Raw genomic sequence first — 21799 nt, 5'->3', positions numbered from 1 at the left:
GTTCTCCTTACTTTAATGTATAGAGTATAACAAATATTTCTAGATTGTTATCGCTTTCCCTTTGCATATTTAGAAAAAAGTTCATAGAAACGCAAAAAAACCACAAAGGAGATGTGATTTTTTTGGCTAGTGATTATCATATCATTTTTTTGAATCATATAAATGGCAAAACACTTGGTGCTGCTCGGACATATTGCTTAGCTCCGGCATCTCTGTTATGCATTGCTCCATGACAACTGGGCACCTCGTATGAAACGGACAGCCGGCCGGCGGATTTGAAGGACTAGGCAAATCACCTTTCAGCACAATACGTTCCTTTCTGCGGTGTGGGTCTGGGATCGGGACAGCTGACAGCAGCGCTTTCGTATACGGATGCTTCGGATTCTGTATGATTGAATCGCGATCGCCAACTTCAACCAGTTTGCCAAGGTACATAACACCTATACGGTCGCTTATAAAATCAACAACACTTAAATCGTGTGCTATAAACAAGTAGGTTAAACCAAATTCCTTCTGCAAGTCTTTCATCAAGTTAAGTATCTGCGATTGGATCGATACATCGAGTGCGGAAACAGCTTCATCTGCAATGATCAGCTTCGGATTAACAGCGAGAGCCCGGGCGATTCCAATTCTTTGTCTTTGCCCGCCGCTGAATTCATGCGGAAAACGACTGCCGTGCTGACGGGACAGCCCCACCGTATCCAGAAGCTGATGCACTTTTCTTTCACGTTCAGAAGAAGTCATGAGTCCATGAACAATCAACGGTTCTTCAATGATTTCTTTCACTCTCATTCTGGGATTCAATGAGGCGTAAGGATCTTGAAATACCATTTGAAAATCTTTGCGCAAACCACGCACGTTTTTATCATTCATTTTTGTAATATCCTGTCCATTAAACAGAATACTGCCTTCTGTAGGCTCAAGCAGCTTCATTAACATCCGTCCGGTTGTCGACTTTCCGCATCCGCTCTCTCCGACCAGGCCGAAAGTTTCTCCGCGATTAATTGTAAATGAGATATCATCAACCGCTCTCACGGGCTTTGATTTTTTAAACAGTCCCGATGAATCCGCAAAGATTTTTTTCAAGTGTTTCACTTCAACTAAAGGTTCATGAATCATATACTTGCTCCTCCTTTCGCTCATTTTCATTCAGCCAGCATCGGCTTGTTCTTCCTTCCCCCACATTTAGCAGAGGCGGTTCTTTTTTCAGGCATTTATCAAAGACAAACGGACAGCGTGATGCAAATTTGCATCCAGCCGGCCAATCCTCTGCCATCGGAACATTGCCTTGGATAGAATGCAAACGTTCCTGTCGCTTTCCGATTCGAGGGATGGATTCCAGCAGCCCTTTTGTATACGGATGCTTCGGATCATCAAACAGATCATAAACCGAGCCTTGTTCTACAATTCTTCCTGCATACATTACAGCCACTCGATCACACGTTTCAGCGATGACGCCAAGATCATGTGTGATCAACAATATCGATGTGCCGTGTTTCTCCTGCATATCTTTCATGACATCTAGTATTTGGGCTTGAATCGTCACATCAAGTGCTGTCGTAGGTTCATCTGCGATTAATAATTTAGGCGAACAAGACATGGCCATGGCGATCATGACGCGCTGCCTCATTCCTCCGGACAACTGGTGAGGGTATTGTTGTAAAATTTCATCAGCCCTTGAAATACCGACCTGGGTCAGCATTGAAACTGCATGTTCATCCGCTTTCTTTCGTGAATATTTGAGATGCTTTTTAATCGCCTCTCTTAGCTGATTCCCTATCGTTAGAACAGGATTCAATGAAGTCATCGGCTCTTGGAATATCATGGCGATCTCTTTTCCCCGCAGTTCCCGCACTTCTTTTTCTGAAAGATCTAATAGGTCTTTGCCGTCAAAATGAATTGATCCGCCGACTATCTTTCCCGGTGTGTCTTTTAACAGTTTCATAATGGATAAAGAGGTGACGCTTTTTCCGCTCCCGGACTCACCGACAATACCCAGAATTTCACCTTCGTTTATCGTAAAATCAACTCCGTCAACTGCAGGAATTTCTTTACCGTTTACAAAAAAACTCGTCCGTAGCTGATTGACGCTTAATATCGGTTTCATTCATTTACCTCCTAATCCTTTATCTTAGGATCAAGTGCATCCCGGAGTCCGTCACCAAGCAAATTAAAAGCTAAAACGGTGAGAAATATTGCAAGTCCCGGAAAAATCGTCACATGCGGAGCTGTGTTTAAGTAGTTATGCCCATCACTCAGCATAGCGCCCCATTCAGGAGTAGAGGGATCTGCTCCTAATCCTAAAAAGCTAAGTCCTGCCGCTATTAAAATAGCAGAACCGATTCTCATTGTGAAATACACGATAATCGTTGAGAACGTACCCGGCAAAACGTGTTTAAGAATAATGCGTGTATCTTTAGCACCTGTTGATTTTGCCGCTTCCACGTACAGGCTTGATTTCATCTCCAGCACACTGCTTCGAACAATCCGCGCAAATACAGGCACGCTGAATATAGCAACTGCAAAGATTACATTCATCAAACCTGTTCCAAGTATTGCGATAATACCGATTGCCAGCAGCATTCCCGGAAAAGCTAATAAAATATCGCAGAATCGCATAATCAAACTATCAATCCACTTACCAAAATAGCCGCTTATAATGCCAAGTGCACTCCCGGCTAAAGCTCCCAAAAAAACAGAAGACAAACCAACAGATAAGGAAATTCTCGCTCCGACTAATATCCTGCTGAAGATATCCCTTCCGTATGCATCGGTTCCCGCCAAATGAGCTGCTGAAGGCTTTAAAAATAATTGGCCGTAATCGACTTTTGCAGGGTCATATGGCACAAAATACTGGCCGAATAATGCGACAATAAATAATAGCAAAAGAAATACAGCGGATATCAGCGATACTTTTTGCTTTTTAAAAGAAACCCAAAAATCATGGAACCTGCTGCTTTTTGCCGGCTTCTCAACATGTTTTATCTCCATTTGATATCCTCCTTCCTATGATCCGTAGCGTACTTTCGGGTTCAGCCAGCCATATAATAAATCAACAATTAAATTAATGAGTAGAAATTCAAAAGAAAATAATAAAAGTTCAGCTTGTATAACCGGGTAATCCCTTGACACAATTGAATTAATTAACAGACGGCCCAATCCGGGCCAACTGAATAACGTTTCTGTAATGATTGATCCGCTAAGCATAAACCCGAACTGTAATCCAGTCATCGTGACAACCGGAATCATTGCATTTCTGAAGGCATGCTTCATGAGAACTGTATATTCATGCAGGCCTTTAGCTCTGCTCGTCCGGATATAATCATTCTTTAACACATCCATGACTGCTGATCTTGTAAAGCGGGCAATGATAGCTGCAACTCCTGCTCCTAGCGTAATAGAAGGAAGAATATAATGTTTCCAAGAGTCTATTCCGCCTGTAGGAAGCCAGCCTAATTGAACGGAAAACAGCTGCATGAGCATAAGCCCCAGCCAGAAAGAAGGAATAGATATCGCTGAAACGGCAAAAACCATTGTAATATGATCCTGCCACTTGTTTCTTTTGACAGCTGAAACCAATCCGATTGGAATTCCAAATAGCAGGGACCAAAACATGCTCACAACTGTCAGCCAAAATGTCGGCATAAACCGCTCAGACAACATCTCTGCCACAGGTCTTCCCGCCTGAATAGACGTTCCTAAATCTCCTTGAAAGAGATTGGACATATATGAGATGTATTGTTGATATAAAGGCTGATCTAAGCCATATTTCTCTCTTACTAATTTGATTTCATCAATTGTTGCATCACTGCCTGCGATTAACCGGGCAGGGTCTCCGGGAATCATATGCACGAACATAAAGACAATAACAGTAATAATGAACAAGAGAGGAATCATCAGCAATAAACGTTTGATTGAATACTTTATCATTAGGCGCCCTCCTTGACTTCAATAAAAGGAGGCTGACCCATACGAGTCTGCCTCCGGAACACGCTGGATGGGCGTCACCCAAGCGCCAGCATTATTTTTTTTCTGCCCCGCGAACATCCATCACACCTGATGGCTGCATCACCACTCCGTCGACACTGTCTTTTTTCGCATAAATTAAATCTGGTACAGCAAGGAAAACCCATGGAGCATCTTCCCAAATCTGCTGCTGCGCTTTTCCATATAATTCTTTGCGTTTCGCCGTGTCAGAAGTTTGTAACGCTTGGTTCAGAAGACTGTTTACAGTATTACTTTGGTAGTAAGACGTGTTATAAGAATTCGGCGGGAATGCTTCCTCTCCGCCAAAGACAGGGCGAAGACCCCAATCGGCATCGCCGGTAGACGGAGACCATCCGCCATTATAAAGCTCCAGATCAGCATCTTTCGCGTTTGTAACACCCCAGATTTTATCCCCGATAGTACCGCTTTCCATAGGCACTGTTTTTAATGTAATTCCTACTTTATCAAGCTGCTGTTTATAGAATTCCATCATTTTAACCTTATCAGAGCTGTTTCCGCCCCAGATTGTTGCCTCAAACCCATTTGGATAACCCGCTTCTTTTAAAAGCTGTTTCGCTTTTTTGATGTTATATTCGTATGGTGTTTGTCCAGCGTAAAACTGTGTATCAGGTGCAATAGATGATTTCGCTTCAGAAGCATATCCGTTATATACAACTTTCAGGAAAGCTTCTTTATCAATTGCATAGTTAATAGCCTGGCGGACTTTCACATCATTAAAAGGCTTTTTCATAGTATTCATTGAAAAATACTTCACAATTAAAGACGGCTTTGTAACCAGTGACAGTCCGTCGGTGTTCTCAATTGTTTTTGTATCTGTCGGAGGTACGGGATAGATGAAATCCGCTTCTCCCGTTTGAAGCATCGCAATTCGTGCCCCATTTTCAGGAACAGGCTTAAAGACAATGTTATGTACCTTTGGAAGGTCCTTGTTCCAGTAATTTTTATTGACAGTTAATTTAAGATATTCGCCGTGCTGCCATTTTTCAAATGTAAACGGTCCTGTTCCGACCGGGTGCTGTGATACTTTGTCACCATATTTTTTTATCGCATCAGGACTAATCATCATAGCTGCCGGATGAGCAAAGTTGTTGATCATCGCCGCAAATGGCTTGCTTAAAGTGACACGCACTGTATCATCATCTATGACTTTCGTTTCTTTTACTAACTCAAATAAACTATGTCGTTTTAACTTAGATTCAGGATCGGCAAGACGGTCAATATTCGTTTTCACCGCTTCGGCATTAAAGTCCGTTCCGTCTTGGAACTTGATTCCTTTCTTGAGCTTGAACGTAAACTCAGTCGAATCTTTGTTTACCTCATAGCTTTTGGCTAGGACAGGAACGACTTTGTTATCCTTATCAAAGCCTAAAAGTCCCTCCATAATAGCTGATTCAGCTGTATAGGATGCATTATCGTTTGTATCATGAGGATCAAGCGTTGTCACATCACTTTCTAAAGCAACCGTGAATGTATCACTTGATGAACCCTTACTCTCTGAAGCTTTATCATTTTTATCGTTGTTACCGCACGCCGCTAAGAAAACACTGGTAATAAGCACAAATGACAAGCTGAATATAAACCGCTTTTTCACTCTAAACCCCCCATATAAAATTGTTAAAATTTAAACTAATTGAACAATAGTGTATACTACAAGAGAAGCTTCATATTGTCAATAATACTGATAAGTTTAATAAGCTTTATGGCAGTCTGCAGTATAGTCAGTTGGAAGGAATGAGTATAGATGAAACCTGTTATCGGCATATCAGGGAGTATCATCATTGATCAAGGCGGGCGTTTCCCAGGTTATAAGCGCGCCTATGTGAATGATACATACGTTCAATCTGTTTTAGATGCGGGAGGCGTCCCTTTTATCGTGCCTATTATAAATGATGAAGAAACAATCGATCAGATGATACAGCAAATAGATGGGCTTGTGATGTCAGGAGGGCATGACGTTAACCCACTCCTTTACGGTGAGGAGCCTCTTGCTAAGCAAGGTTCAGTTTTTCCCGAGCGAGATGAATTTGATCAATTACTAATAAAAAAAGCCATTGCTGCCGGCAAACCCGTATTTGCCATTTGCAGAGGATTGCAAATTTTGAATGTCGCGTTTGGCGGCTCTATTTACCAAGATCTATCTTATATTAAGAATGCATCTATTAAACATGATCAGTACAATAATACCAAGGTTCCCACTCATACCATTGACATTGAAACGGGTACGCACCTTCATTCTATATTTGGAGATACAGCGCTGGTCAATTCGTTCCATCACCAAGCGATTAAAGATGTGGCTCCCGGGTTCCTTATATCTGCACGGGCACGGGATGAAGTCATTGAAGCAATCGAAATGGAGAGCAGCACATTTGTGCTTGGGGTTCAGTGGCATCCGGAAATGTTGACAAAAGGATATCCGCTCATGCTGATGCTATTCGAAACTTTAGTGGAGAAAGCCAATCAGCAAAAAGCGGCCGTTTTATAAAGCAAAAAGCAGAAGCACTCATATAGGCTTCTGCTTTTTTATAAGGATATAAAAAAGCTCCCAACCCAAGGTTGAGAGCTTCGAAAACGTAAAATTAACGTTTTGAGAACTGAGGTGCACGACGAGCGCCTTTAAGACCGTATTTTTTACGTTCTTTCATACGAGCGTCACGAGTCAGAAGACCAGCGCGTTTAAGTGTTGCACGGTATTCTGGATCTGCTTCAAGCAAAGCACGAGCGATACCATGACGGATTGCTCCAGCTTGACCAGATAAGCCGCCTCCATGTACGTTTACTAAAACATCATAAGTACCAGCTGTTTCAGTCAAAGTTAATGGTTGTTTGATATCTTCAATTAGAGCTGGAGATGGGATGTGCTCGCTGATTTCACGATTATTAACGACGATACGACCTTCTCCTGGAACTAAGCGCACACGCGCTACAGAGCTTTTACGACGGCCAGTACCGTAATATTGAACCTGTGCCAAATTGGTAACCTCCTTTTTAATTAACCGCGAAGTTCGTAAACTTCAGGTTTTTGTGCTTCATGTGGATGCTCAGAACCACGGTATACGTTCAATTTTTTGAACATTTGACGACCTAGAGAACCTTTTGGAAGCATGCCTTTGATAGCAAGCTCAAGCATTTTCTCAGGGTAGTTTGTACGCATTTCAAGAGCAGTTCTTGATTTTAATCCGCCTGGATGTTGAGTGTGACGGTAGTAGATTTTGTCAGTTAACTTTTTACCAGTTAACTCGATTTTTTCCGCGTTGATGATGATCACATGATCTCCAGTATCAACGTGCGGTGTGTAAGTCGGTTTGTGTTTTCCGCGAAGGATAGATGCAACTTCTGTAGAAAGACGTCCTAGAGTCTTGCCAGCAGCATCAACAACTAACCACTTGCGTTCAATAGTACTTGCGTTAGCCATAGGTGTTGTACGCATTGAATTTCCCTCCTAAATGATCTGTCATTTTCAATAAACTTCGATTACGTTCTATTTCACAACACAATAAGTTTCCGGGGCTTATCGTGGGGTTGAAATACATACCATATGATATCTTATAACTTTATGCAGACTCTGTCAAGAAAATATTACACACCTGGTTTAGTTGTCATAGCAAACGTTCCATAAATATAGCCCGTGCCCCGGCGCTGTGCGCCCTGCCGCTTCGCGATCCTTCGCTTCCAGCATAGATTTCACATCATCGGGAGAAATTTTGCCAATACCTGCATCAAGCAAAGTACCCGCAATAATTCTGACCATATTATATAAGAAACCGCTGCCTGTGATCCGCATTTGCAGGCCGTCATCTGTCTTAGTCCAATCAAGTTCGTAAATCGTTCTTACCTTGTCCTGCACTTCTGTTTTAACCGCGCAAAAGCTCGTAAAATCATGCGTCCCTAAAAGATGCTTTGCCGCTTCTCTCATGTTCTGCACATTAAGGTGATATGAAAAATGGTAAGCGTAATGCCGTTTAAATACGTCCGGGTGTTTATCCGTGTATACAAAGTAGCGATATTCTTTTTTCACTGCGCTAAATCGTGCATGGAACCCATCATCCGCAATTTCTGCCTGTTTGACTGCGATATCGTCCGGAAGCAGTGCATTTAAGGCATACGGCCATCTCTCTGCCGGGATAGACAGCGGTGTATCAAAATGAATCACCTGTCCGGCTGCGTGAACCCCGCTGTCTGTTCTTCCTGAAGATACGACCGGGATTCTTTCTTTCGACTTATGCAGGACAGCTAAAGCCTTCTCCAGTTCACTCTGAACCGTTCGTTTGCCCGGCTGAACCTGATAACCGTTAAACAAGTGTCCGTCATAAGAAATCGTGCATTTCAGTCTCATACCCGCACCTCTAAGCTCTTAAGAAAAATAACAAAGCAGCCAATACCATCAAGCTGACAATGACAGAAGTATCTTTTCCTGTCCATACAAGCTTTCTATATTTCGTCCGTCCCTCTCCGCTTTGATAGCCTCTTGCTTCCATTGCCACCGCAAGCTCCTCGGCACGTTTGAATGCACTGACGAAGAGAGGGACAAGAAGCGGGACAATAGCCTTTACTCTGTCTTTGACAGGGCCGCTTGTAAAATCAACGCCTCGCGCCATCTGAGCCTTCATGATCTTATCTGTCTCCTCCATCAAGGTCGGGATAAACCGCAAAGAAATTGACATCATAAGAGCCAGCTCGTGCACAGGAAGCTTTACTTTTTTTAATGGATTCAGCAGCTGTTCCATTCCATCGGTAATCTCAATCGGAGTAGTCGTTAGTGTTAATAAGGTTGTGATTAAAATCAGATAGACGAATCTTAGAGAAATGAATATCCCTTGAACCAAACCGCCCTCATAGACTTTGAAAACGCCTAATTGAAAGATAATCGGTCCTTCGTGTGTCATTAAAATGTGAAGAAGGAACGTGAAAAGGACAATCCAGATAATAGGCTTTAACCCTTTCAGTAAAAAAGAGAAAGGAACTCTTGTTAAAGAAACGACGCCCACTGTAAATAATCCAAGCAGTGCATATGTCTGTACATTATTGGCTAAGAATACGATACAAACAAATAAAAAGATCGTAATGAGTTTTGTTCTGGGGTCAAGCCGGTGCACAAGTGAAGAGCCCGGTACATACTTGCCGATAATCATGCTGTCCATCATAAGGTTTTCTCCCCATGAAAGAGAGTACGGATTTCAGCAGCGGCATCTTCAATCGTGAGCATAGGCTCTTTAAATTTGACGCCAAGTGCAGCTTCCAGCTGTCTTTGGAATTTGATCGTTTCCGGAAGATCCAGCCCCCAGCCAGCCATCTCTTCACCTTTTAAAAATAAATCACGCGGACTGCCTGAAGCTTGTATCGTTCCTTTATGCATGACAATCATTTCATCAGCGTATGCAGCTGCATCCTCCATGCTGTGAGTCACAAGGATCGTCGTCAGGTTTCCCCGTTGATGAAGCTCATAAAACATGTCCATTATCTCTTTTCGACCTCTTGGATCCAATCCAGCAGTCGGTTCATCCAAAACAAGCACTTCAGGATCCATTGCAAGTACGCCGGCAATTGCAACTCTGCGCATTTGTCCCCCGCTTAATTCAAAAGGCGATCTGTCCAGAAGCTCTTCTGATAAACCTACAAGCTTCAGCATCTCTCTCGCTCTTTGTTCAGCAGCCTCTTTTTTCACACCAAAATTCATTGGTCCGAACGAAATATCTTTGAGAACTGTTTCTTCGAATAATTGATGTTCAGGAAATTGGAAAACGATTCCGACTTTTTTGCGAAGGGCTTTCAGCTCTTTATTCTTTTTTCCTGCCTGAATGACAGTGCTGTCTAGTGATATCTGTCCCTTCGTCGGCTTCAGAAGACCATTCAGGTGCTGAAGAAGAGTGGACTTGCCAGAGCCTGTATGCCCGATAACGGCTACGTAGCTTCCTTCTTTAATCGATGCATTGATGTCATACAGTGCAAGGCGCTCAAACGGCGTCTTCATCTGATAGCGATGCTCTACATCTTTGATTGTAATGTCCATAGCTCTTTCACCAGCCCTTCCTGAGTTAAATGATTTTCTTCCAGTGCCAGTCCATTTTCACGTAATAGCTGGCTAAGCTGGAATGAGAAGGGTAAATCAAGCCCGATTCGAACAAGTTCCTTATTCAATTTAAAAATCTCTTCAGGCATCCCTTCGGCATGTTTCTTACCGCCATTCATGACAATGATTCGATCTGCTTTTGCCGCCTCATTCAAATCATGTGTAATGGAAATGACAGTTGCCATGCCCTGTTCCTTTAAGTGTCTTACCGTTTCAAGCACTTCTTCTCGCCCAATCGGGTCAAGCATAGATGTTGCTTCATCTAAGATAATAATATCAGGACGTGCGGCAATAACTCCCGCAATCGCAACTCTCTGCTTTTGGCCTCCGGAGAGATGGTGCGGCTCTTGATCGAGAAAATCTTGCATATTCACCTGTTTTACTGCCCAGTCTACTCTCTCAATCATTTCTTCCCGCGGTACACCATTGTTTTCTAAACCAAAAGCCACATCATCGCGAACCGTCGTTCCGACAAATTGGTTATCCGGATTTTGAAAGACCATACCGATCTTCTTACGCACTTCCCAAACCGATTCCTCTGTCAATTGAATCCCGGCAACCTTGATATCACCTGATTCAGGAAGGATTAAACCATTCAAAGTCCGGGCCAGTGTTGATTTTCCTGAACCGTTATGACCTACAATAGCAAGCCATTCACCCTCATACACCTGCAGGGAGACGCCGTCTAGTGCCCGCCTTTCTGCGTCTTTCCGATATCGAAATACGATATCCTCTACCGATATCAACTGATTTTGATTCATGGAAAACCGGCCTCCTCTCAGCTAACGCTCTGCTATTCTCTCTATATAAAAAGTTGCAGTATCTAAAAAAAGGGCATAGATCCAGTTAGAAACTGTCCCGCCCTTCTTTAGATACACAAAAATATGTGATATTAAACCAATTCGATAATTGCCATTGGTGCTCCGTCACCACGGCGAGGACCAAGCTTCATAATACGTGTGTATCCGCCTTGGCGCTCCTCGTAACGAGTTGCAATGTCAGAGAATAATTTTTGAAGTGCATCTTGGTTATTTTCTTCGTTAGCAACCTCGTTGCGGATGTATGCAGCAGCTTGACGGCGAGCGTGAAGATCACCGCGTTTGCCAAGCGTGATCATTTTTTCAACTACAGAGCGAAGTTCTTTCGCACGTGTTTCAGTTGTTTCGATTCTTTCGTTGATGATCAAATCAGTTGTAAGATCACGAAGCATAGCTTTACGCTGTGCACTCGTACGTCCTAGTTTTCTGTATGACATGTGATGTCCCCTCCTTTATTGGAATGCTGTTTCTGATAATAAACACACGAAAATCCTAGTTCGCATAGGAAACTAGTCAATCGTCTTTGCGAAGTCCGAGTCCAAGTTCTTCTAGTTTCGCTTTCACTTCTTCAAGTGATTTGCGTCCTAAATTACGAACTTTCATCATATCTTCTTCCGTCTTGTTCGCAAGCTCTTGAACCGTGTTAATACCCGCACGCTTTAAGCAGTTGTAAGAACGAACAGAAAGATCTAATTCTTCAATTGTCATTTCAAGAACTTTCTCTTTTTGATCTTCTTCTTTTTCAACCATGATTTCAGCATGTTGAGCTTCGTCAGTTAAACCAACGAATATATTAAGGTGTTCAGTTAAAATCTTTGAACCAAGCGCAATGGCTTCTTTCGGTCCAGTGCTTCCATCAGTCCAAACATCAAGTGTAAGTTTATCATAGTTTGCAACTTGGCCTACACGAGTGTTCTCTACCTGATAAGATACACGAGAAACTGGTGTAAAGATAGAATCGATCGGAATCACGCCGATTGGCTGATCGTCTCTCTTGTTTGCGTCAGCAGGCGTATACCCACGTCCTCTTTGAGCAGTAAGGCGAACTCGGAAACTCGCATTCTGACCAAGAGTCGCGATATGAAGATCTGGATTTAAAATCTCTACATCACTATCGTGTGTAATATCTGCTGCCGTTACAGTTCCTTCGCCCTGTACATCAATTTCTAACGTCTTCTCTTCATCAGAGTAGATTTTCAATGCAAGCTTTTTAATGTGTAAGATAATCGTTGTAACATCTTCCACAACGCCTTCAATTGTCGAGAATTCGTGCAGTACACCATCTATCTGGATTGATGTTACAGCGGCACCAGGGAGTGAGGATAAGAGGATACGACGTAAGGAGTTACCCAGAGTTGTACCATATCCACGCTCAAGTGGCTCTACGACAAACTTACCAAATTTGGCATCGTCGCTGATTTCAACCGTTTCGATTTTTGGTTTTTCAATCTCGATCATTACTTAAAACCCTCCTTCAAAACGTCGAAACCTCGAATAGAATCATATGAGATTCCATCCGAAATTCCCCATTGTTTAGTCCCGTATGTGCTCAGGCAACGAGTCGGTGCATTCGTTTCATAAATAACTGTATCATAACCCATTATTGACAGGGACACAAAATCTATACAAACAAATTACACGCGGCGACGTTTTGGTGGACGGCATCCGTTATGAGGAACAGGAGTTACGTCTCTGATAGCAGTGACTTCTAGTCCAGCAGCTTGAAGTGCACGAATTGCAGCTTCACGGCCTGAACCAGGGCCTTTAACAGTAACCTCAAGAGTTTTAAGACCATGTTCGATTGAACCTTTAGCAGCTGTTTCTGCAGCCATTTGCGCAGCAAAAGGAGTAGATTTACGAGAACCTCTGAATCCTAGAGCTCCGGCACTAGACCAAGAAAGAGCATTACCATGAGTGTCAGTGATCGTAACGATCGTGTTATTGAAAGTTGAGCGAATATGAGCAATTCCAGACTCAATATTCTTTTTCACGCGACGTTTACGCGTGTTAGATTTACGAGCAGCAGCCATTGTTTAGGTACCTCCCTTACTTATTTTTTCTTGTTAGCTACAGTACGACGCGGACCTTTACGAGTACGCGCATTGTTTTTAGAGTTTTGTCCGCGAACAGGCAAACCTCTGCGATGGCGGATTCCGCGGTAGCTTCCGATTTCGATCAGACGCTTAATGTTAAGAGAAACTTCACGGCGAAGGTCACCTTCTACTTTCAGTTTATCAATAACATCACGGATTTTACCAAGTTCTTCTTCAGTAAGATCACGCACACGAGTATCTTCTGAAACACCAGCCTCTTTCAAGACTTGTTGAGCCGTTGTGCGGCCAATTCCGAAGACATACGTTAAAGAAATAACAACACGTTTGTCACGTGGGATATCTACACCAGCAATACGAGCCATTCTCTGGGCACCTCCTTATAAATTATCCTTGTTTTTGTTTATGCTTTGGATTTTCACAGATCACCATTACTTTTCCTTTTCTGCGAATAACTTTACATTTTTCGCAGATTGGTTTAACTGATGGTCTCACTTTCATGTGTTTCCAACCTCCTTCAGTTTCCGGAGTGCTTTATTTGTAACGGTACGTAATCCTGCCACGAGTTAAGTCATATGGAGATAATTCTACCGTAACTTTGTCTCCAGGTAAAATGCGAATGAAGTGCATGCGGATTTTACCAGATACATGAGCCAAAACAGTATGGCCGTTTTCGAGTTCGACTTTGAACATCGCGTTTGGCAATGTTTCGACTATAGTACCTTCCACTTCAATTACATCGTCTTTCGCCATTCAAGTGTTCTCCCTTCTTCAAATCAGTAACTTGCTTTCTGACAAATTTCAAAAGAGAAAATCTCAGTTTTCCGTTTGTCACACGCCCTGTTTCGTTTATACTGTTCTGAACTTCCGGAGATACGCAATCATAAAGGGTTAAATGATTGATATTCTTTTTCTTAGGAGAATGAAATGTACGCTTTTCTCCGTCTGCTGTTAGTACAATGATGATCGTTAACAATTCCAATGACAACAGCAAGATGAATTCAGTCCTGCCAATGTTCATCCAAACTTTCTGCCCTATCAAGCCGGATAAAACACATGTCTTCGGAATTATTTTCATCACCTAGACTCTCGTCAGTATATCAAAACCCGTTTCCGTAATCGCAATTGTATGTTCAAAATGAGCACACTTTTTCCCATCTACCGTTACAACCGTCCAGTTATCAGCCAATGTTTTCACGTAGCGGCTGCCAGCGTTCACCATAGGTTCAATAGCGAGAACCATGCCAGGTTTGAGCCGTGGTCCTTTGTTGGGCGGACCATAATGAGGAATTTGCGGGTCCTCATGCAAGTCTTGACCAACACCATGTCCGACATACTCCCTAACAACTGAAAACTGCTCCTTTTCGACATACGTTTGTATTGCGTGGGAAATATTCGACAAACGTTCATCTGGTTTTGCTTCCTGCAAGCCTTTATATAAAGACTCCTCTGTCACTTCCAGAAGTTTTTTGTCATCATTGCTGATGTTTCCTACCGGATATGTCCATGCAGAGTCACCATGATAACCATTTAATTTAGCACCGATATCAATACTGATGATGTCTCCGTCCTTCAGCACCCTGCTGCCAGGAATACCGTGAACGAGTTCTTCATTAACTGATACGCAAATGCTCCCGCGAAACCCATTATACCCCTTAAAAGATGGGATTGCACCCTGCTTATTAATAAAACGCTCGGCAATTTGATCCAATTCTTTTGTCGAGATTCCTGGTTTAATATGCTTTTTTAACTCTTCATGAGTTAAAGCCACGATTCGCCCTGCTTCCCGCATGATACCAAGTTCACGTGGGGTTTTACAGATAATCATTTTTTTAATCCTCCAAGAAGATCCTTCACATCTGCATATACGTCTTGAATGTCCTGTTGGCCATTCACGTTTGCAAGATAACCTTTCTCAGAATAAAAATCGAGTAAAGGCTGAGTTTGCTTCATGTTTACCTCAAGCCGTTTAGAGACTGTTTCCTCATTATCATCTGCCCGTTGATAGAGTTCGCCTCCGTCTTTATCACAAACACCCGGCGTTTTCGGCGGATTAAAGACTAAATGATAGGTTGTGCCGCAAACACTGCAAATTCTGCGTCCAGTCAGACGTTCCATCAGAACATCCTTGTCGACTTCAATGTTAATGACATAATCAATCGGCTTGCCGTACTCCTCAAGAATTCCTTCAAGAGCCTCGGCTTGAGCGACTGTTCGCGGAAATCCGTCCAGAAGAAAACCTCTTTCACAATCGTCTTTGCCAAGCCTTTCTTTTACAATTCCGATTGTGACTTCGTCAGGTACGAGCTCTCCCTTATCAATATAAGATTTTGCTTCGAGTCCGAGTGGTGTTTCTTCTTTCATAGCAGCACGGAACATATCTCCTGTTGAGATATGAGGAATCCCATAATCCTCAACAATTCGTTCGCCCTGTGTACCTTTACCGGCACCAGGAAGCCCCATTAAGACTAAGTTCATTCGGATTTCCCCCGTCCTCTCTTTATTAAGAGGGAATGGATAAATCCATTTCCTCTAGTTTTTCATAAATCCACGGTAGTTTCGTTTCACCAACTGGCTTTCTAGTTGCTTCATTGTCTCTAAGGCTACCCCGACAACAATTAACAAAGATGTTCCGCCAATTTGTGCACTTTGAGGCAATCCAGCGAATTGAATGAAAAAGATAGGAAGAATGGAAATCACGGCTAAGAATATAGAACCCACAAACGTAAGTCGATACAAAATGCTCGTAATTCTATCTTGAGTCATTTTCCCTGGACGAACCCCCGGGATATAGCCACCCTGTTTTTTAAGGTTATCAGCCATTTGTTCAGGATTGACCTGTACAAAAGCATAAAAGTACGTAAAGGCAATAATCAACGCAACATATATCGCCATACCCACCGGATGCGTATTATCAAAGTAGTTTTGAATCCACTTTGTCACATCGTTTGTTCCAAAGAATGACGCGATCGTCCGCGGCGTTATCAGAAACGCAACCGCAAAGATGACCGGAATAACCCCCGCAGGGTTTACTTTCAATGGTAGGTGAGTAGACTGTCCCCCGCCTGCAGGTGAACGACCTGTGCCTTTAGCATATTGAATCGCAATTTTCCGTACGGCTTGCTGAATGAAAATAACTCCAACAATAACTGCTAAAATCGCAATCACAAGAAGTGCGATTTTTACAATATGAATAAACAACTGATCGTCGCTGCCGACAAATTGAGTCTCATATATTTGTCCAACCGTTTTTGGAATACTAGCCACAATCCCCGCGAAGATAATGATCGATATTCCGTTGCCTACCCCATGAGACGTAATTTGTTCTCCGAGCCACATTAAAAAGGCAGTTCCGCCAGTGAGCACTAAAGCAATGATGAGATATGTCGAAACACCCGAATTTTCGATCAGCATACCGTTTGCCAGATTGTTGAATCCGTATGACATACCTAACGCTTGGATGAACCCAAGCACAATCGTAAAGTACCTTGTGAACTGAGCTAATTTACGGCGGCCAACTTCACCTTGCTTAGACCACTCGGTAAACTTCGGCACAACATCCATCTGAAGCAGCTGAATGATGATCGAAGCCGTGATATAAGGAGTAATTCCCATTGCAAAAATGGAGAATTGGTAAAGCGCACCGCCGCCAAATGTATTAAGGAGATCAAAAACACCCATTTGAGACTGTGCCTGTAACGCTTCAGCGTTAACATAAGGCACAGGAATAAACGCACCTATGCGAAAGACGATAAGCATGAGTAAAGTGAATATGATTTTATTCCTGATATCACTCACACGCATAAAGTTGGAGATTGTTTTAAACAAGTTAGATCACCTCAGCTGTACCGCCAGCAGCTTCAACAGCTTCTTTCGCAGAAGCAGAGAATTTATTGGCTTTTACAGTTAATTTTTTCTCTAATTTACCGTTGCCAAGAATCTTTACTCCTGCATTAAGTTTGCTAATAACACCAGTCTCAAGAAGAAGTTCAGGAGTGACTTCCGTTCCTTCTGCAAAACCGTTCAATTTGTCTAGGTTGACTACAGTGTAATCCTTGCGGTTGATGTTAGTGAAACCGCGTTTAGGAAGACGTTGGAATAAAGGCATTTGTCCCCCCTCGAATCCTGGACGCACACCGCCGCCAGAACGAGCGTTTTGACCTTTGTGACCTTTACCAGCTGTTTTACCGTTACCAGAACCAATACCACGACCTACGCGATTACGCGTTTTGCGTGAACCTTCTGAAGGTTTTAATTCATGAAGTTTCATTAGGACACCTCCTTATCCGATCAATTATTTTTATTGTTCTTTAACAGAAACTAAATGAGATACTTTATTAATCATACCGCGAATCGCAGCGTTGTCTTCATGAACAACAGTTTGGTTTGTTTTCTTTAAACCAAGTGTTCTCACAGTAACGCGTTGATCTTCCGGACGACCGATTACACTTCGTTTGAGGGTAATTTCTAATTTAGCCATTAATGTTCCCTCCTTATCCTAACAGTTCTTCTACAGATTTTCCACGAAGCTTCGCAACGTCTTCAGCACGTTTAAGTTCACTTAAACCTTGAAGAGTTGCACGAATCATGTTGATCGGTGTGTTAGAACCTAAAGACTTAGAAAGGATATCAGCTACACCTGCAAGCTCAAGTACCGCACGTACAGGGCCTCCAGCGATAACTCCAGTACCTTCAGAAGCAGGTTTTAACAAGATGTTACCTGCACCGAAACGTCCGATGATTTCGTGTGGAATTGTAGTTCCAACCATTGGTACTTCAATTAAATTCTTTTTCGCATCTTCAACAGCTTTGCGGATCGCTTCTGGTACTTCTTGTGCTTTACCAGTACCGAATCCTACGTGTCCGTTTTTGTCACCGACAACGACTAGAGCTGCGAAGCGGAAACGACGACCACCTTTAACAACTTTCGCTACGCGGTTAACCGTAACTAAGCGTTCTTCTAACTCTAATTTGCTTGGGTCAATACGACGCATAATCATGTGTCCCTCCTTCTTTTATTAAAATTTAAGTCCAGCTTCACGAGCAGCATCAGCTAAAGCTTTTACACGTCCATGGTATAAGTATCCGCCACGGTCAAATACTACGTCAGAAATGCCTTTTTCAGCAGCGCGTTTTGCAACTAATTCTCCAACTTTAGTAGCAGCAGAAGCATCTCCTGTGCTTTCAACGTTCAAGTCTTTATCGAGAGTAGATGCACTAGCAAGTGTTACACCATTTACATCATCGATGATTTGAGCGTAAATGTGCTTGTTAGAACGGAAAACGTTCAGACGCGGTCTTTCAGCAGTACCGGAAAGTTTAGCGCGAACACGAGCGTGTCTTTTAAGACGAGCAGCATTTTTGCTAGTTTTCGTAATCATCTAGGTCACTCCTTTCTTCACTTTAAGCGATCTTACTTAGCAGATTTACCTTCTTTGCGGCGAACAACTTCACCTTCGTAGCGGATACCTTTACCTTTGTAAGGCTCTGGAGAACGGACAGCGCGAATGTTAGCAGCAATAGCTCCTACACGTTCTTTGTCTGTTCCTTTTACAACTACTTTAGTTTGAGAAGGAACTTCAATTTCGATGCCTTCCTCAGGAACGATCTCAACAGGGTGAGAGTATCCAACGTTTAAAACAAGTTTATTTCCGGATTTAGACGCACGGTAACCGACACCGACTAATTCCAAACCTCTTTCAAATCCTTTAGATACACCTTCAACCATGTTGCCAAGCAGACTGCGAGTAGTACCATGCAGCGCACGGTGCTCTTTATGATCAGAAGGACGAGCGACTGTAAGCACATTGTCCTCTACTTTAATCTCCATATCAGGGTGAAACGTACGAGTTAATTCTCCTTTTGGTCCTTTCACAGCTACAGTATTGTTATCGTTTAACGTAACTGTAACATCAGAAGGAATCTCAAGTAACTTCTTACCTACACGAGACATACCAAACACCTCCATTCATGTTAAACTTCTTACCAAACGTATGCTAGAACTTCTCCACCAGCTTGTTTTGCACGGGCTTCTTTGTCCGTTAAAACACCTTGTGATGTAGAAATAATCGCAATTCCAAGACCGTTAAGTACGCGAGGTACTTCATTAGATTTAGCATATACACGCAAACCAGGCTTGCTGATTCTTTTAAGACCAGTGATAACGCGCTCGTTGTTTTGTCCGTATTTCAAGAAAACGCGGATGATACCTTGTTTGCTGTCTTCTACGAACTCAACGTCACGAATGAAACCTTCACGCTTTAAAATTTCAGCAATTTCTCTTTTCAATTTAGAAGCAGGAATTTCAAGCTTCTCATGACGTACCATGTTTGCATTGCGAATACGAGTTAGCATATCTGCAATTGGATCTGTCATAACCATTATATAATTACCTCCTTCCCTTTCTTGGGGATTACCAGCTGGCTTTTTTCACGCCAGGAATTTGTCCTTTATATGCAAGCTCACGGAAACAAATACGGCAAAGTTTAAATTTACGAATGACTGAATGCGGACGTCCGCAGCGTTCACAGCGTGTGTACTCTTGTACTTTAAACTTTGGTGTACGTTGTTGTTTCGCAATCATAGACTTTTTAGCCACGATTTCGCCTCCCTTTCATTGATTATTTCTGGAACGGCATACCTACTTGAGTTAATAGCTCACGAGCTTCTTCGTCAGTATTAGCAGTTGTTACGATAACGATGTCCATTCCGCGAACCTTTGTTACTTTATCGTAGTCAATTTCAGGGAAGATTAACTGTTCTTTGATACCAAGTGTGTAGTTACCGCGACCGTCGAAAGATTTTTTAGAAATCCCGCGGAAGTCACGTACACGCGGTAAAGATACAGAAATAAGTTTATCAAGGAAATCATACATGCGCTCTCCGCGAAGAGTTACTTTCGCACCGATAGGCATTCCTTCACGAAGACGGAATCCAGCAATTGATTTCTTCGCACGAGTAACGACAGGTTTTTGACCTGCGATAAACGTTAATTCTTCAACAGCACTGTCGATTGCTTTCGCGTTTTGAACAGCGTCACCAACACCCATGTTGATTACGATTTTTTCGATTTTAGGCACTTGCATGACAGAATCATAGTTGAACTTTGTCATTAAAGCAGGTGCAATTTCTTTATTGTACTTTTCTTTAAGGCGGTTCATGAGATAGACCTCCCTTCCTTTTAATACTATTTATCTAGAACTTGCCCAGATTTTTTTGCTACACGAACTTTTTTGCCATCTTCCACTTTGTATCCTACGCGAGTCACTTCACCTGTTTTAGGATCGAGCGGCATAACGTTTGATACATGAATTGGCGCCTCTTGATTAGAAATACCGCCTTGAGGGTTAGCTTGAGTTGGTTTAGAGTGTTTCTTCACCATGTTCACACCTTCAACTAAAACGCGGTCCTTTTTAGGGAAAGCAGCAAGGATTGTTCCTTGTTTGCCTTTATCTTTACCAGAGATAACCATTACTTTATCGCCTTTTTTAACATGCATCCTGATCGCACCTCCTTGACTAAGGCATTTATTTCATTAGATAACTTCTGGAGCTAGAGAAACAATTTTCATAAAGTTGTTTTCACGCAACTCACGAGCAACTGGTCCGAAGATACGAGTTCCACGCGGGCTCTTGTCGTCACGGATGATAACACATGCATTCTCATCGAAGCTGATGTATGAACCGTCGCTTCTGCGTGCTCCGCTTTTCGTGCGAACGATAACAGCTCTTACGACTTCACCTTTTTTGACAACGCCTCCTGGTGTTGCTTGTTTAACCGTGCAAACAATGACATCACCAATGTTAGCTGTTTTGCGTCCAGAACCGCCAAGAACTTTAATAGTAAGCACTTCACGAGCGCCAGAGTTATCAGCTACTTTTAAACGAGTCTCTTGTTGAATCATTATTTGTTACCTCCCTTCGGAAAAAGAATTCCGAACTTTATTAGATAATAACAGCTTCTTCGACAACTTCAACTAGACGGAAACGCTTAGTTGCAGACAATGGACGAGTTTCCATGATCTTTACGATGTCACCGATTTTAGCTTGATTATTTTCATCATGTGCTTTGAATTTTTTTGAGTATTTTACGCGTTTACCGTAAAGTGTATGTTTTTTGTATGTTTCAACAACAACAGTAATGGTTTTATCCATTTTGTCAGAAACTACACGGCCTTGGTAAACTTTGCGCTGGTTACGTTCGCTCATGCTCACGACCTCCCCTCAGTGATTATTTATTTGCAGCAATTTCTCTTTCACGAATCACAGTTTTCATGCGCGCGATAGCTTTGCGCACTTCACGAATGCGAGCAGTATTTTCAAGTTGTCCTGTCGCTAATTGAAAGCGAAGATTGAAAAGTTCTTCTTTAAGAGACTTTACTTTTTGTTCAATTTCAGCAGTGGTAAGGTCACGAATTTCATTAGCTTTCATTTGATTCACCACCAATTTCTTCACGTTTTACGAACTTCGTTTTAATTGGCAATTTGTGAGATGCAAGACGAAGCGCTTCACGGGCAACCTCTTCAGACACACCAGAAATCTCAAATAAAACTTTGCCCGGTTTTACAACAGCTACCCAACCTTCTGGAGCCCCTTTACCGGATCCCATACGTACCTCAAGTGGTTTAGCAGTGTAAGGTTTAGAAGGGAAAATTTTAATCCAAACTTTACCGCCACGTTTCATGTAACGAGTCATCGCAATACGTGCAGCTTCGATTTGACGGTTAGTAATCCATGAAGCTTCAAGAGCTTGGATACCGAACTCACCAAAATGTACTTCAGTACCGCCTTTCGCACGACCACGCATTTTTCCGCGATGCTCTCTGCGATATTTAACGCGTTTTGGTAATAACATA

Annotated in this window: 35 protein-coding genes; 1 reads left to right on the top strand and 34 read right to left on the bottom strand. The window is 42.5% G+C overall.

Annotated features, from left to right (window positions below):
- Positions 1-141: 141 nt before the first annotated feature.
- The 5 genes from ABZM97_RS00930 to ABZM97_RS00910 all read right to left on the bottom strand — a co-directional run bounded on the left by ABZM97_RS00930 (position 142) and on the right by ABZM97_RS00910 (position 5599).
- Positions 142-1119: an ABC transporter ATP-binding protein gene (locus ABZM97_RS00930; protein WP_087991708.1), complete on the bottom strand. Its 978-nt coding sequence runs from the start codon at positions 1117-1119 to the stop codon at positions 142-144.
- Positions 1109-2107 carry an ABC transporter ATP-binding protein gene (locus tag ABZM97_RS00925; RefSeq protein ID WP_087991707.1) on the bottom strand — a complete coding sequence of 333 codons (999 nt, stop codon included), beginning with the start codon at positions 2105-2107 and terminating at the stop codon, positions 1109-1111. The genes ABZM97_RS00930 and ABZM97_RS00925 overlap by 11 nt, the downstream gene beginning before the upstream one ends.
- A gap of 11 nt (positions 2108-2118) precedes the next feature.
- Positions 2119-2991: an ABC transporter permease subunit gene (locus tag ABZM97_RS00920; protein WP_202329121.1), complete on the bottom strand. Its 873-nt coding sequence runs from the start codon at positions 2989-2991 to the stop codon at positions 2119-2121.
- Between the two features lie 15 nt (positions 2992-3006).
- Positions 3007-3930: a glutathione ABC transporter permease GsiC gene (gene gsiC / locus ABZM97_RS00915; RefSeq protein WP_087991705.1), complete on the bottom strand. Its 924-nt coding sequence runs from the start codon at positions 3928-3930 to the stop codon at positions 3007-3009.
- A gap of 91 nt (positions 3931-4021) precedes the next feature.
- Positions 4022-5599: a glutathione ABC transporter substrate-binding protein gene (locus ABZM97_RS00910; RefSeq protein WP_087991704.1), complete on the bottom strand. Its 1578-nt coding sequence runs from the start codon at positions 5597-5599 to the stop codon at positions 4022-4024.
- A 150-nt stretch (positions 5600-5749) separates the two neighbouring features.
- Here ABZM97_RS00910 and ABZM97_RS00905 point away from each other — a divergent pair, with 150 nt between their 5' ends.
- Entirely contained in the window at positions 5750-6490 is a 741-nt protein-coding gene (locus ABZM97_RS00905) for a gamma-glutamyl-gamma-aminobutyrate hydrolase family protein (protein ID WP_087991703.1), read from the top strand.
- A 94-nt stretch (positions 6491-6584) separates the two neighbouring features.
- Here the strand turns inward: ABZM97_RS00905 and rpsI are convergent, their stop codons facing one another.
- The 29 genes from rpsI to rplP all read right to left on the bottom strand — a co-directional run bounded on the left by rpsI (position 6585) and on the right by rplP (position 21798).
- Positions 6585-6977, bottom strand: coding sequence for a 30S ribosomal protein S9 (rpsI, locus tag ABZM97_RS00900; protein WP_003225846.1), 393 nt, complete (start codon positions 6975-6977; stop codon positions 6585-6587).
- A gap of 20 nt (positions 6978-6997) precedes the next feature.
- A complete protein-coding gene (rplM, locus tag ABZM97_RS00895; protein ID WP_003225844.1) occupies positions 6998-7435 on the bottom strand; it encodes a 50S ribosomal protein L13 in 438 nt (145 codons plus the stop codon).
- Between the two features lie 162 nt (positions 7436-7597).
- Complete coding sequence (gene truA, locus ABZM97_RS00890; RefSeq protein ID WP_202329119.1) at positions 7598-8341, bottom strand: tRNA pseudouridine(38-40) synthase TruA; 744 nt, start codon at positions 8339-8341, stop codon at positions 7598-7600.
- A gap of 10 nt (positions 8342-8351) precedes the next feature.
- On the bottom strand, positions 8352-9149 hold the full coding sequence (locus ABZM97_RS00885; RefSeq protein WP_202329118.1) for an energy-coupling factor transporter transmembrane protein EcfT: 798 nt from the start codon (positions 9147-9149) through the stop codon (positions 8352-8354).
- The gene (locus ABZM97_RS00880) at positions 9146-10015 is read right to left on the bottom strand and encodes an energy-coupling factor ABC transporter ATP-binding protein (RefSeq protein ID WP_367387125.1); all 870 of its coding nucleotides are present in this window, start codon (positions 10013-10015) and stop codon (positions 9146-9148) included. Before ABZM97_RS00880 ends, ABZM97_RS00885 begins: the two co-directional genes overlap by 4 nt.
- Entirely contained in the window at positions 9991-10836 is an 846-nt protein-coding gene (locus ABZM97_RS00875; protein ID WP_367387124.1) for an energy-coupling factor ABC transporter ATP-binding protein, read from the bottom strand. The genes ABZM97_RS00880 and ABZM97_RS00875 overlap by 25 nt, the downstream gene beginning before the upstream one ends.
- 131 nt (positions 10837-10967) lie before the next feature.
- Positions 10968-11330: a 50S ribosomal protein L17 gene (gene rplQ, locus ABZM97_RS00870; protein WP_003225836.1), complete on the bottom strand. Its 363-nt coding sequence runs from the start codon at positions 11328-11330 to the stop codon at positions 10968-10970.
- 76 nt (positions 11331-11406) lie between these two features.
- Positions 11407-12351 (bottom strand): DNA-directed RNA polymerase subunit alpha, encoded by a 945-nt coding sequence (locus ABZM97_RS00865; RefSeq protein ID WP_253268770.1) that lies wholly within the window; start codon positions 12349-12351, stop codon positions 11407-11409.
- A 176-nt stretch (positions 12352-12527) separates the two neighbouring features.
- Positions 12528-12923, bottom strand: coding sequence for a 30S ribosomal protein S11 (gene rpsK / locus ABZM97_RS00860; RefSeq protein ID WP_010332782.1), 396 nt, complete (start codon positions 12921-12923; stop codon positions 12528-12530).
- A gap of 20 nt (positions 12924-12943) precedes the next feature.
- The gene (rpsM, locus tag ABZM97_RS00855; RefSeq protein WP_003156545.1) at positions 12944-13309 is read right to left on the bottom strand and encodes a 30S ribosomal protein S13; all 366 of its coding nucleotides are present in this window, start codon (positions 13307-13309) and stop codon (positions 12944-12946) included.
- Between the two features lie 22 nt (positions 13310-13331).
- Positions 13332-13445: a 50S ribosomal protein L36 gene (gene rpmJ, locus ABZM97_RS00850; RefSeq protein WP_003156543.1), complete on the bottom strand. Its 114-nt coding sequence runs from the start codon at positions 13443-13445 to the stop codon at positions 13332-13334.
- 33 nt (positions 13446-13478) lie between these two features.
- Positions 13479-13697 carry a translation initiation factor IF-1 gene (gene infA / locus ABZM97_RS00845; protein WP_003156508.1) on the bottom strand — a complete coding sequence of 73 codons (219 nt, stop codon included), beginning with the start codon at positions 13695-13697 and terminating at the stop codon, positions 13479-13481.
- Entirely contained in the window at positions 13675-13965 is a 291-nt protein-coding gene (locus ABZM97_RS00840) for an RNA-binding protein (protein ID WP_176365281.1), read from the bottom strand. The genes infA and ABZM97_RS00840 overlap by 23 nt, the downstream gene beginning before the upstream one ends.
- A gap of 60 nt (positions 13966-14025) precedes the next feature.
- Positions 14026-14772: a type I methionyl aminopeptidase gene (gene map / locus ABZM97_RS00835; protein ID WP_367387123.1), complete on the bottom strand. Its 747-nt coding sequence runs from the start codon at positions 14770-14772 to the stop codon at positions 14026-14028.
- Positions 14769-15422, bottom strand: a complete 654-nt coding sequence (locus ABZM97_RS00830; protein WP_087991696.1) for an adenylate kinase — start codon at positions 15420-15422, stop codon at positions 14769-14771. Before ABZM97_RS00830 ends, map begins: the two co-directional genes overlap by 4 nt.
- Positions 15423-15476: 54 nt before the next feature.
- Complete coding sequence (gene secY / locus ABZM97_RS00825; protein ID WP_087991695.1) at positions 15477-16772, bottom strand: preprotein translocase subunit SecY; 1296 nt, start codon at positions 16770-16772, stop codon at positions 15477-15479.
- Between the two features lies 1 nt (position 16773).
- Complete coding sequence (rplO, locus tag ABZM97_RS00820) at positions 16774-17214, bottom strand: 50S ribosomal protein L15 (protein WP_087991694.1); 441 nt, start codon at positions 17212-17214, stop codon at positions 16774-16776.
- Positions 17215-17244: 30 nt separating this feature from the next.
- A complete protein-coding gene (rpmD, locus tag ABZM97_RS00815) occupies positions 17245-17424 on the bottom strand; it encodes a 50S ribosomal protein L30 (RefSeq protein WP_003156497.1) in 180 nt (59 codons plus the stop codon).
- 13 nt (positions 17425-17437) lie between these two features.
- A complete protein-coding gene (rpsE, locus tag ABZM97_RS00810) occupies positions 17438-17938 on the bottom strand; it encodes a 30S ribosomal protein S5 (RefSeq protein WP_003328273.1) in 501 nt (166 codons plus the stop codon).
- Positions 17939-17962: 24 nt separating this feature from the next.
- Positions 17963-18325, bottom strand: coding sequence for a 50S ribosomal protein L18 (gene rplR, locus ABZM97_RS00805; protein ID WP_087991693.1), 363 nt, complete (start codon positions 18323-18325; stop codon positions 17963-17965).
- A 32-nt stretch (positions 18326-18357) separates the two neighbouring features.
- Positions 18358-18897 carry a 50S ribosomal protein L6 gene (rplF, locus tag ABZM97_RS00800; RefSeq protein ID WP_087991692.1) on the bottom strand — a complete coding sequence of 180 codons (540 nt, stop codon included), beginning with the start codon at positions 18895-18897 and terminating at the stop codon, positions 18358-18360.
- Positions 18898-18926: 29 nt separating this feature from the next.
- Positions 18927-19325, bottom strand: a complete 399-nt coding sequence (gene rpsH / locus ABZM97_RS00795; RefSeq protein ID WP_003241998.1) for a 30S ribosomal protein S8 — start codon at positions 19323-19325, stop codon at positions 18927-18929.
- A 31-nt stretch (positions 19326-19356) separates the two neighbouring features.
- The gene (rpsN, locus tag ABZM97_RS00790; protein ID WP_003156488.1) at positions 19357-19542 is read right to left on the bottom strand and encodes a 30S ribosomal protein S14; all 186 of its coding nucleotides are present in this window, start codon (positions 19540-19542) and stop codon (positions 19357-19359) included.
- Between the two features lie 22 nt (positions 19543-19564).
- Positions 19565-20104 carry a 50S ribosomal protein L5 gene (rplE, locus tag ABZM97_RS00785; RefSeq protein WP_202329117.1) on the bottom strand — a complete coding sequence of 180 codons (540 nt, stop codon included), beginning with the start codon at positions 20102-20104 and terminating at the stop codon, positions 19565-19567.
- A 26-nt stretch (positions 20105-20130) separates the two neighbouring features.
- Entirely contained in the window at positions 20131-20442 is a 312-nt protein-coding gene (rplX, locus tag ABZM97_RS00780) for a 50S ribosomal protein L24 (RefSeq protein ID WP_003156486.1), read from the bottom strand.
- Between the two features lie 36 nt (positions 20443-20478).
- Positions 20479-20847: a 50S ribosomal protein L14 gene (gene rplN, locus ABZM97_RS00775; RefSeq protein WP_003156485.1), complete on the bottom strand. Its 369-nt coding sequence runs from the start codon at positions 20845-20847 to the stop codon at positions 20479-20481.
- A gap of 40 nt (positions 20848-20887) precedes the next feature.
- Positions 20888-21151 carry a 30S ribosomal protein S17 gene (gene rpsQ, locus ABZM97_RS00770; protein WP_003225804.1) on the bottom strand — a complete coding sequence of 88 codons (264 nt, stop codon included), beginning with the start codon at positions 21149-21151 and terminating at the stop codon, positions 20888-20890.
- Between the two features lie 22 nt (positions 21152-21173).
- Positions 21174-21374: a 50S ribosomal protein L29 gene (gene rpmC / locus ABZM97_RS00765; RefSeq protein WP_003156482.1), complete on the bottom strand. Its 201-nt coding sequence runs from the start codon at positions 21372-21374 to the stop codon at positions 21174-21176.
- Positions 21364-21798 carry a 50S ribosomal protein L16 gene (gene rplP / locus ABZM97_RS00760; RefSeq protein WP_003225801.1) on the bottom strand — a complete coding sequence of 145 codons (435 nt, stop codon included), beginning with the start codon at positions 21796-21798 and terminating at the stop codon, positions 21364-21366. Before rplP ends, rpmC begins: the two co-directional genes overlap by 11 nt.
- Position 21799 lies beyond the last annotated feature (1 nt).

The organism is Bacillus vallismortis (assembly GCF_040784915.1).
Taxonomy (GTDB): Bacteria; Bacillota; Bacilli; order Bacillales; family Bacillaceae; genus Bacillus; species Bacillus subtilis_G.
This window is presented reverse-complemented; position numbering and strand designations above follow the sequence as displayed.

Bases quoted from the DNA above. Each gene is read 5' to 3' on its own strand.
- ABZM97_RS00930 (WP_087991708.1), bottom strand. From the start codon at position 1,119: ATGATTCATGAACCTTTAGTTGAAGTGAAACACTTGAAAAAAATCTTT.
- ABZM97_RS00925 (WP_087991707.1), bottom strand. From the start codon at position 2,107: ATGAAACCGATATTAAGCGTCAATCAGCTACGGACGAGTTTTTTTGTA.
- ABZM97_RS00920 (WP_202329121.1), bottom strand. From the start codon at position 2,991: ATGGAGATAAAACATGTTGAGAAGCCGGCAAAAAGCAGCAGGTTCCAT.
- gsiC (WP_087991705.1), bottom strand. From the start codon at position 3,930: ATGATAAAGTATTCAATCAAACGTTTATTGCTGATGATTCCTCTCTTG.
- ABZM97_RS00905 (WP_087991703.1), top strand. From the start codon at position 5,750: ATGAAACCTGTTATCGGCATATCAGGGAGTATCATCATTGATCAAGGC.
- rplM (WP_003225844.1), bottom strand. From the start codon at position 7,435: ATGCGTACAACACCTATGGCTAACGCAAGTACTATTGAACGCAAGTGG.
- truA (WP_202329119.1), bottom strand. From the start codon at position 8,341: ATGAGACTGAAATGCACGATTTCTTATGACGGACACTTGTTTAACGGT.
- ABZM97_RS00885 (WP_202329118.1), bottom strand. From the start codon at position 9,149: ATGATGGACAGCATGATTATCGGCAAGTATGTACCGGGCTCTTCACTT.
- ABZM97_RS00880 (WP_367387125.1), bottom strand. From the start codon at position 10,015: ATGGACATTACAATCAAAGATGTAGAGCATCGCTATCAGATGAAGACG.
- ABZM97_RS00875 (WP_367387124.1), bottom strand. From the start codon at position 10,836: ATGAATCAAAATCAGTTGATATCGGTAGAGGATATCGTATTTCGATAT.
- rplQ (WP_003225836.1), bottom strand. From the start codon at position 11,330: ATGTCATACAGAAAACTAGGACGTACGAGTGCACAGCGTAAAGCTATG.
- ABZM97_RS00865 (WP_253268770.1), bottom strand. From the start codon at position 12,351: ATGATCGAGATTGAAAAACCAAAAATCGAAACGGTTGAAATCAGCGAC.
- rpsK (WP_010332782.1), bottom strand. From the start codon at position 12,923: ATGGCTGCTGCTCGTAAATCTAACACGCGTAAACGTCGCGTGAAAAAG.
- rpsM (WP_003156545.1), bottom strand. From the start codon at position 13,309: ATGGCTCGTATTGCTGGTGTAGATATCCCACGTGACAAACGTGTTGTT.
- rpmJ (WP_003156543.1), bottom strand. From the start codon at position 13,445: ATGAAAGTGAGACCATCAGTTAAACCAATCTGCGAAAAATGTAAAGTT.
- infA (WP_003156508.1), bottom strand. From the start codon at position 13,697: ATGGCGAAAGACGATGTAATTGAAGTGGAAGGTACTATAGTCGAAACA.
- ABZM97_RS00840 (WP_176365281.1), bottom strand. From the start codon at position 13,965: ATGAACATTGGCAGGACTGAATTCATCTTGCTGTTGTCATTGGAATTG.
- map (WP_367387123.1), bottom strand. From the start codon at position 14,772: ATGATTATCTGTAAAACCCCACGTGAACTTGGTATCATGCGGGAAGCA.
- ABZM97_RS00830 (WP_087991696.1), bottom strand. From the start codon at position 15,422: ATGAACTTAGTCTTAATGGGGCTTCCTGGTGCCGGTAAAGGTACACAG.
- rplO (WP_087991694.1), bottom strand. From the start codon at position 17,214: ATGAAACTTCATGAATTAAAACCTTCAGAAGGTTCACGCAAAACGCGT.
- rpmD (WP_003156497.1), bottom strand. From the start codon at position 17,424: ATGGCTAAATTAGAAATTACCCTCAAACGAAGTGTAATCGGTCGTCCG.
- rpsE (WP_003328273.1), bottom strand. From the start codon at position 17,938: ATGCGTCGTATTGACCCAAGCAAATTAGAGTTAGAAGAACGCTTAGTT.
- rplR (WP_087991693.1), bottom strand. From the start codon at position 18,325: ATGATTACGAAAACTAGCAAAAATGCTGCTCGTCTTAAAAGACACGCT.
- rplF (WP_087991692.1), bottom strand. From the start codon at position 18,897: ATGTCTCGTGTAGGTAAGAAGTTACTTGAGATTCCTTCTGATGTTACA.
- rpsH (WP_003241998.1), bottom strand. From the start codon at position 19,325: ATGGTTATGACAGATCCAATTGCAGATATGCTAACTCGTATTCGCAAT.
- rplE (WP_202329117.1), bottom strand. From the start codon at position 20,104: ATGAACCGCCTTAAAGAAAAGTACAATAAAGAAATTGCACCTGCTTTA.
- rplX (WP_003156486.1), bottom strand. From the start codon at position 20,442: ATGCATGTTAAAAAAGGCGATAAAGTAATGGTTATCTCTGGTAAAGAT.
- rplN (WP_003156485.1), bottom strand. From the start codon at position 20,847: ATGATTCAACAAGAGACTCGTTTAAAAGTAGCTGATAACTCTGGCGCT.
- rpsQ (WP_003225804.1), bottom strand. From the start codon at position 21,151: ATGAGCGAACGTAACCAGCGCAAAGTTTACCAAGGCCGTGTAGTTTCT.
- rpmC (WP_003156482.1), bottom strand. From the start codon at position 21,374: ATGAAAGCTAATGAAATTCGTGACCTTACCACTGCTGAAATTGAACAA.
- rplP (WP_003225801.1), bottom strand. From the start codon at position 21,798: ATGTTATTACCAAAACGCGTTAAATATCGCAGAGAGCATCGCGGAAAA.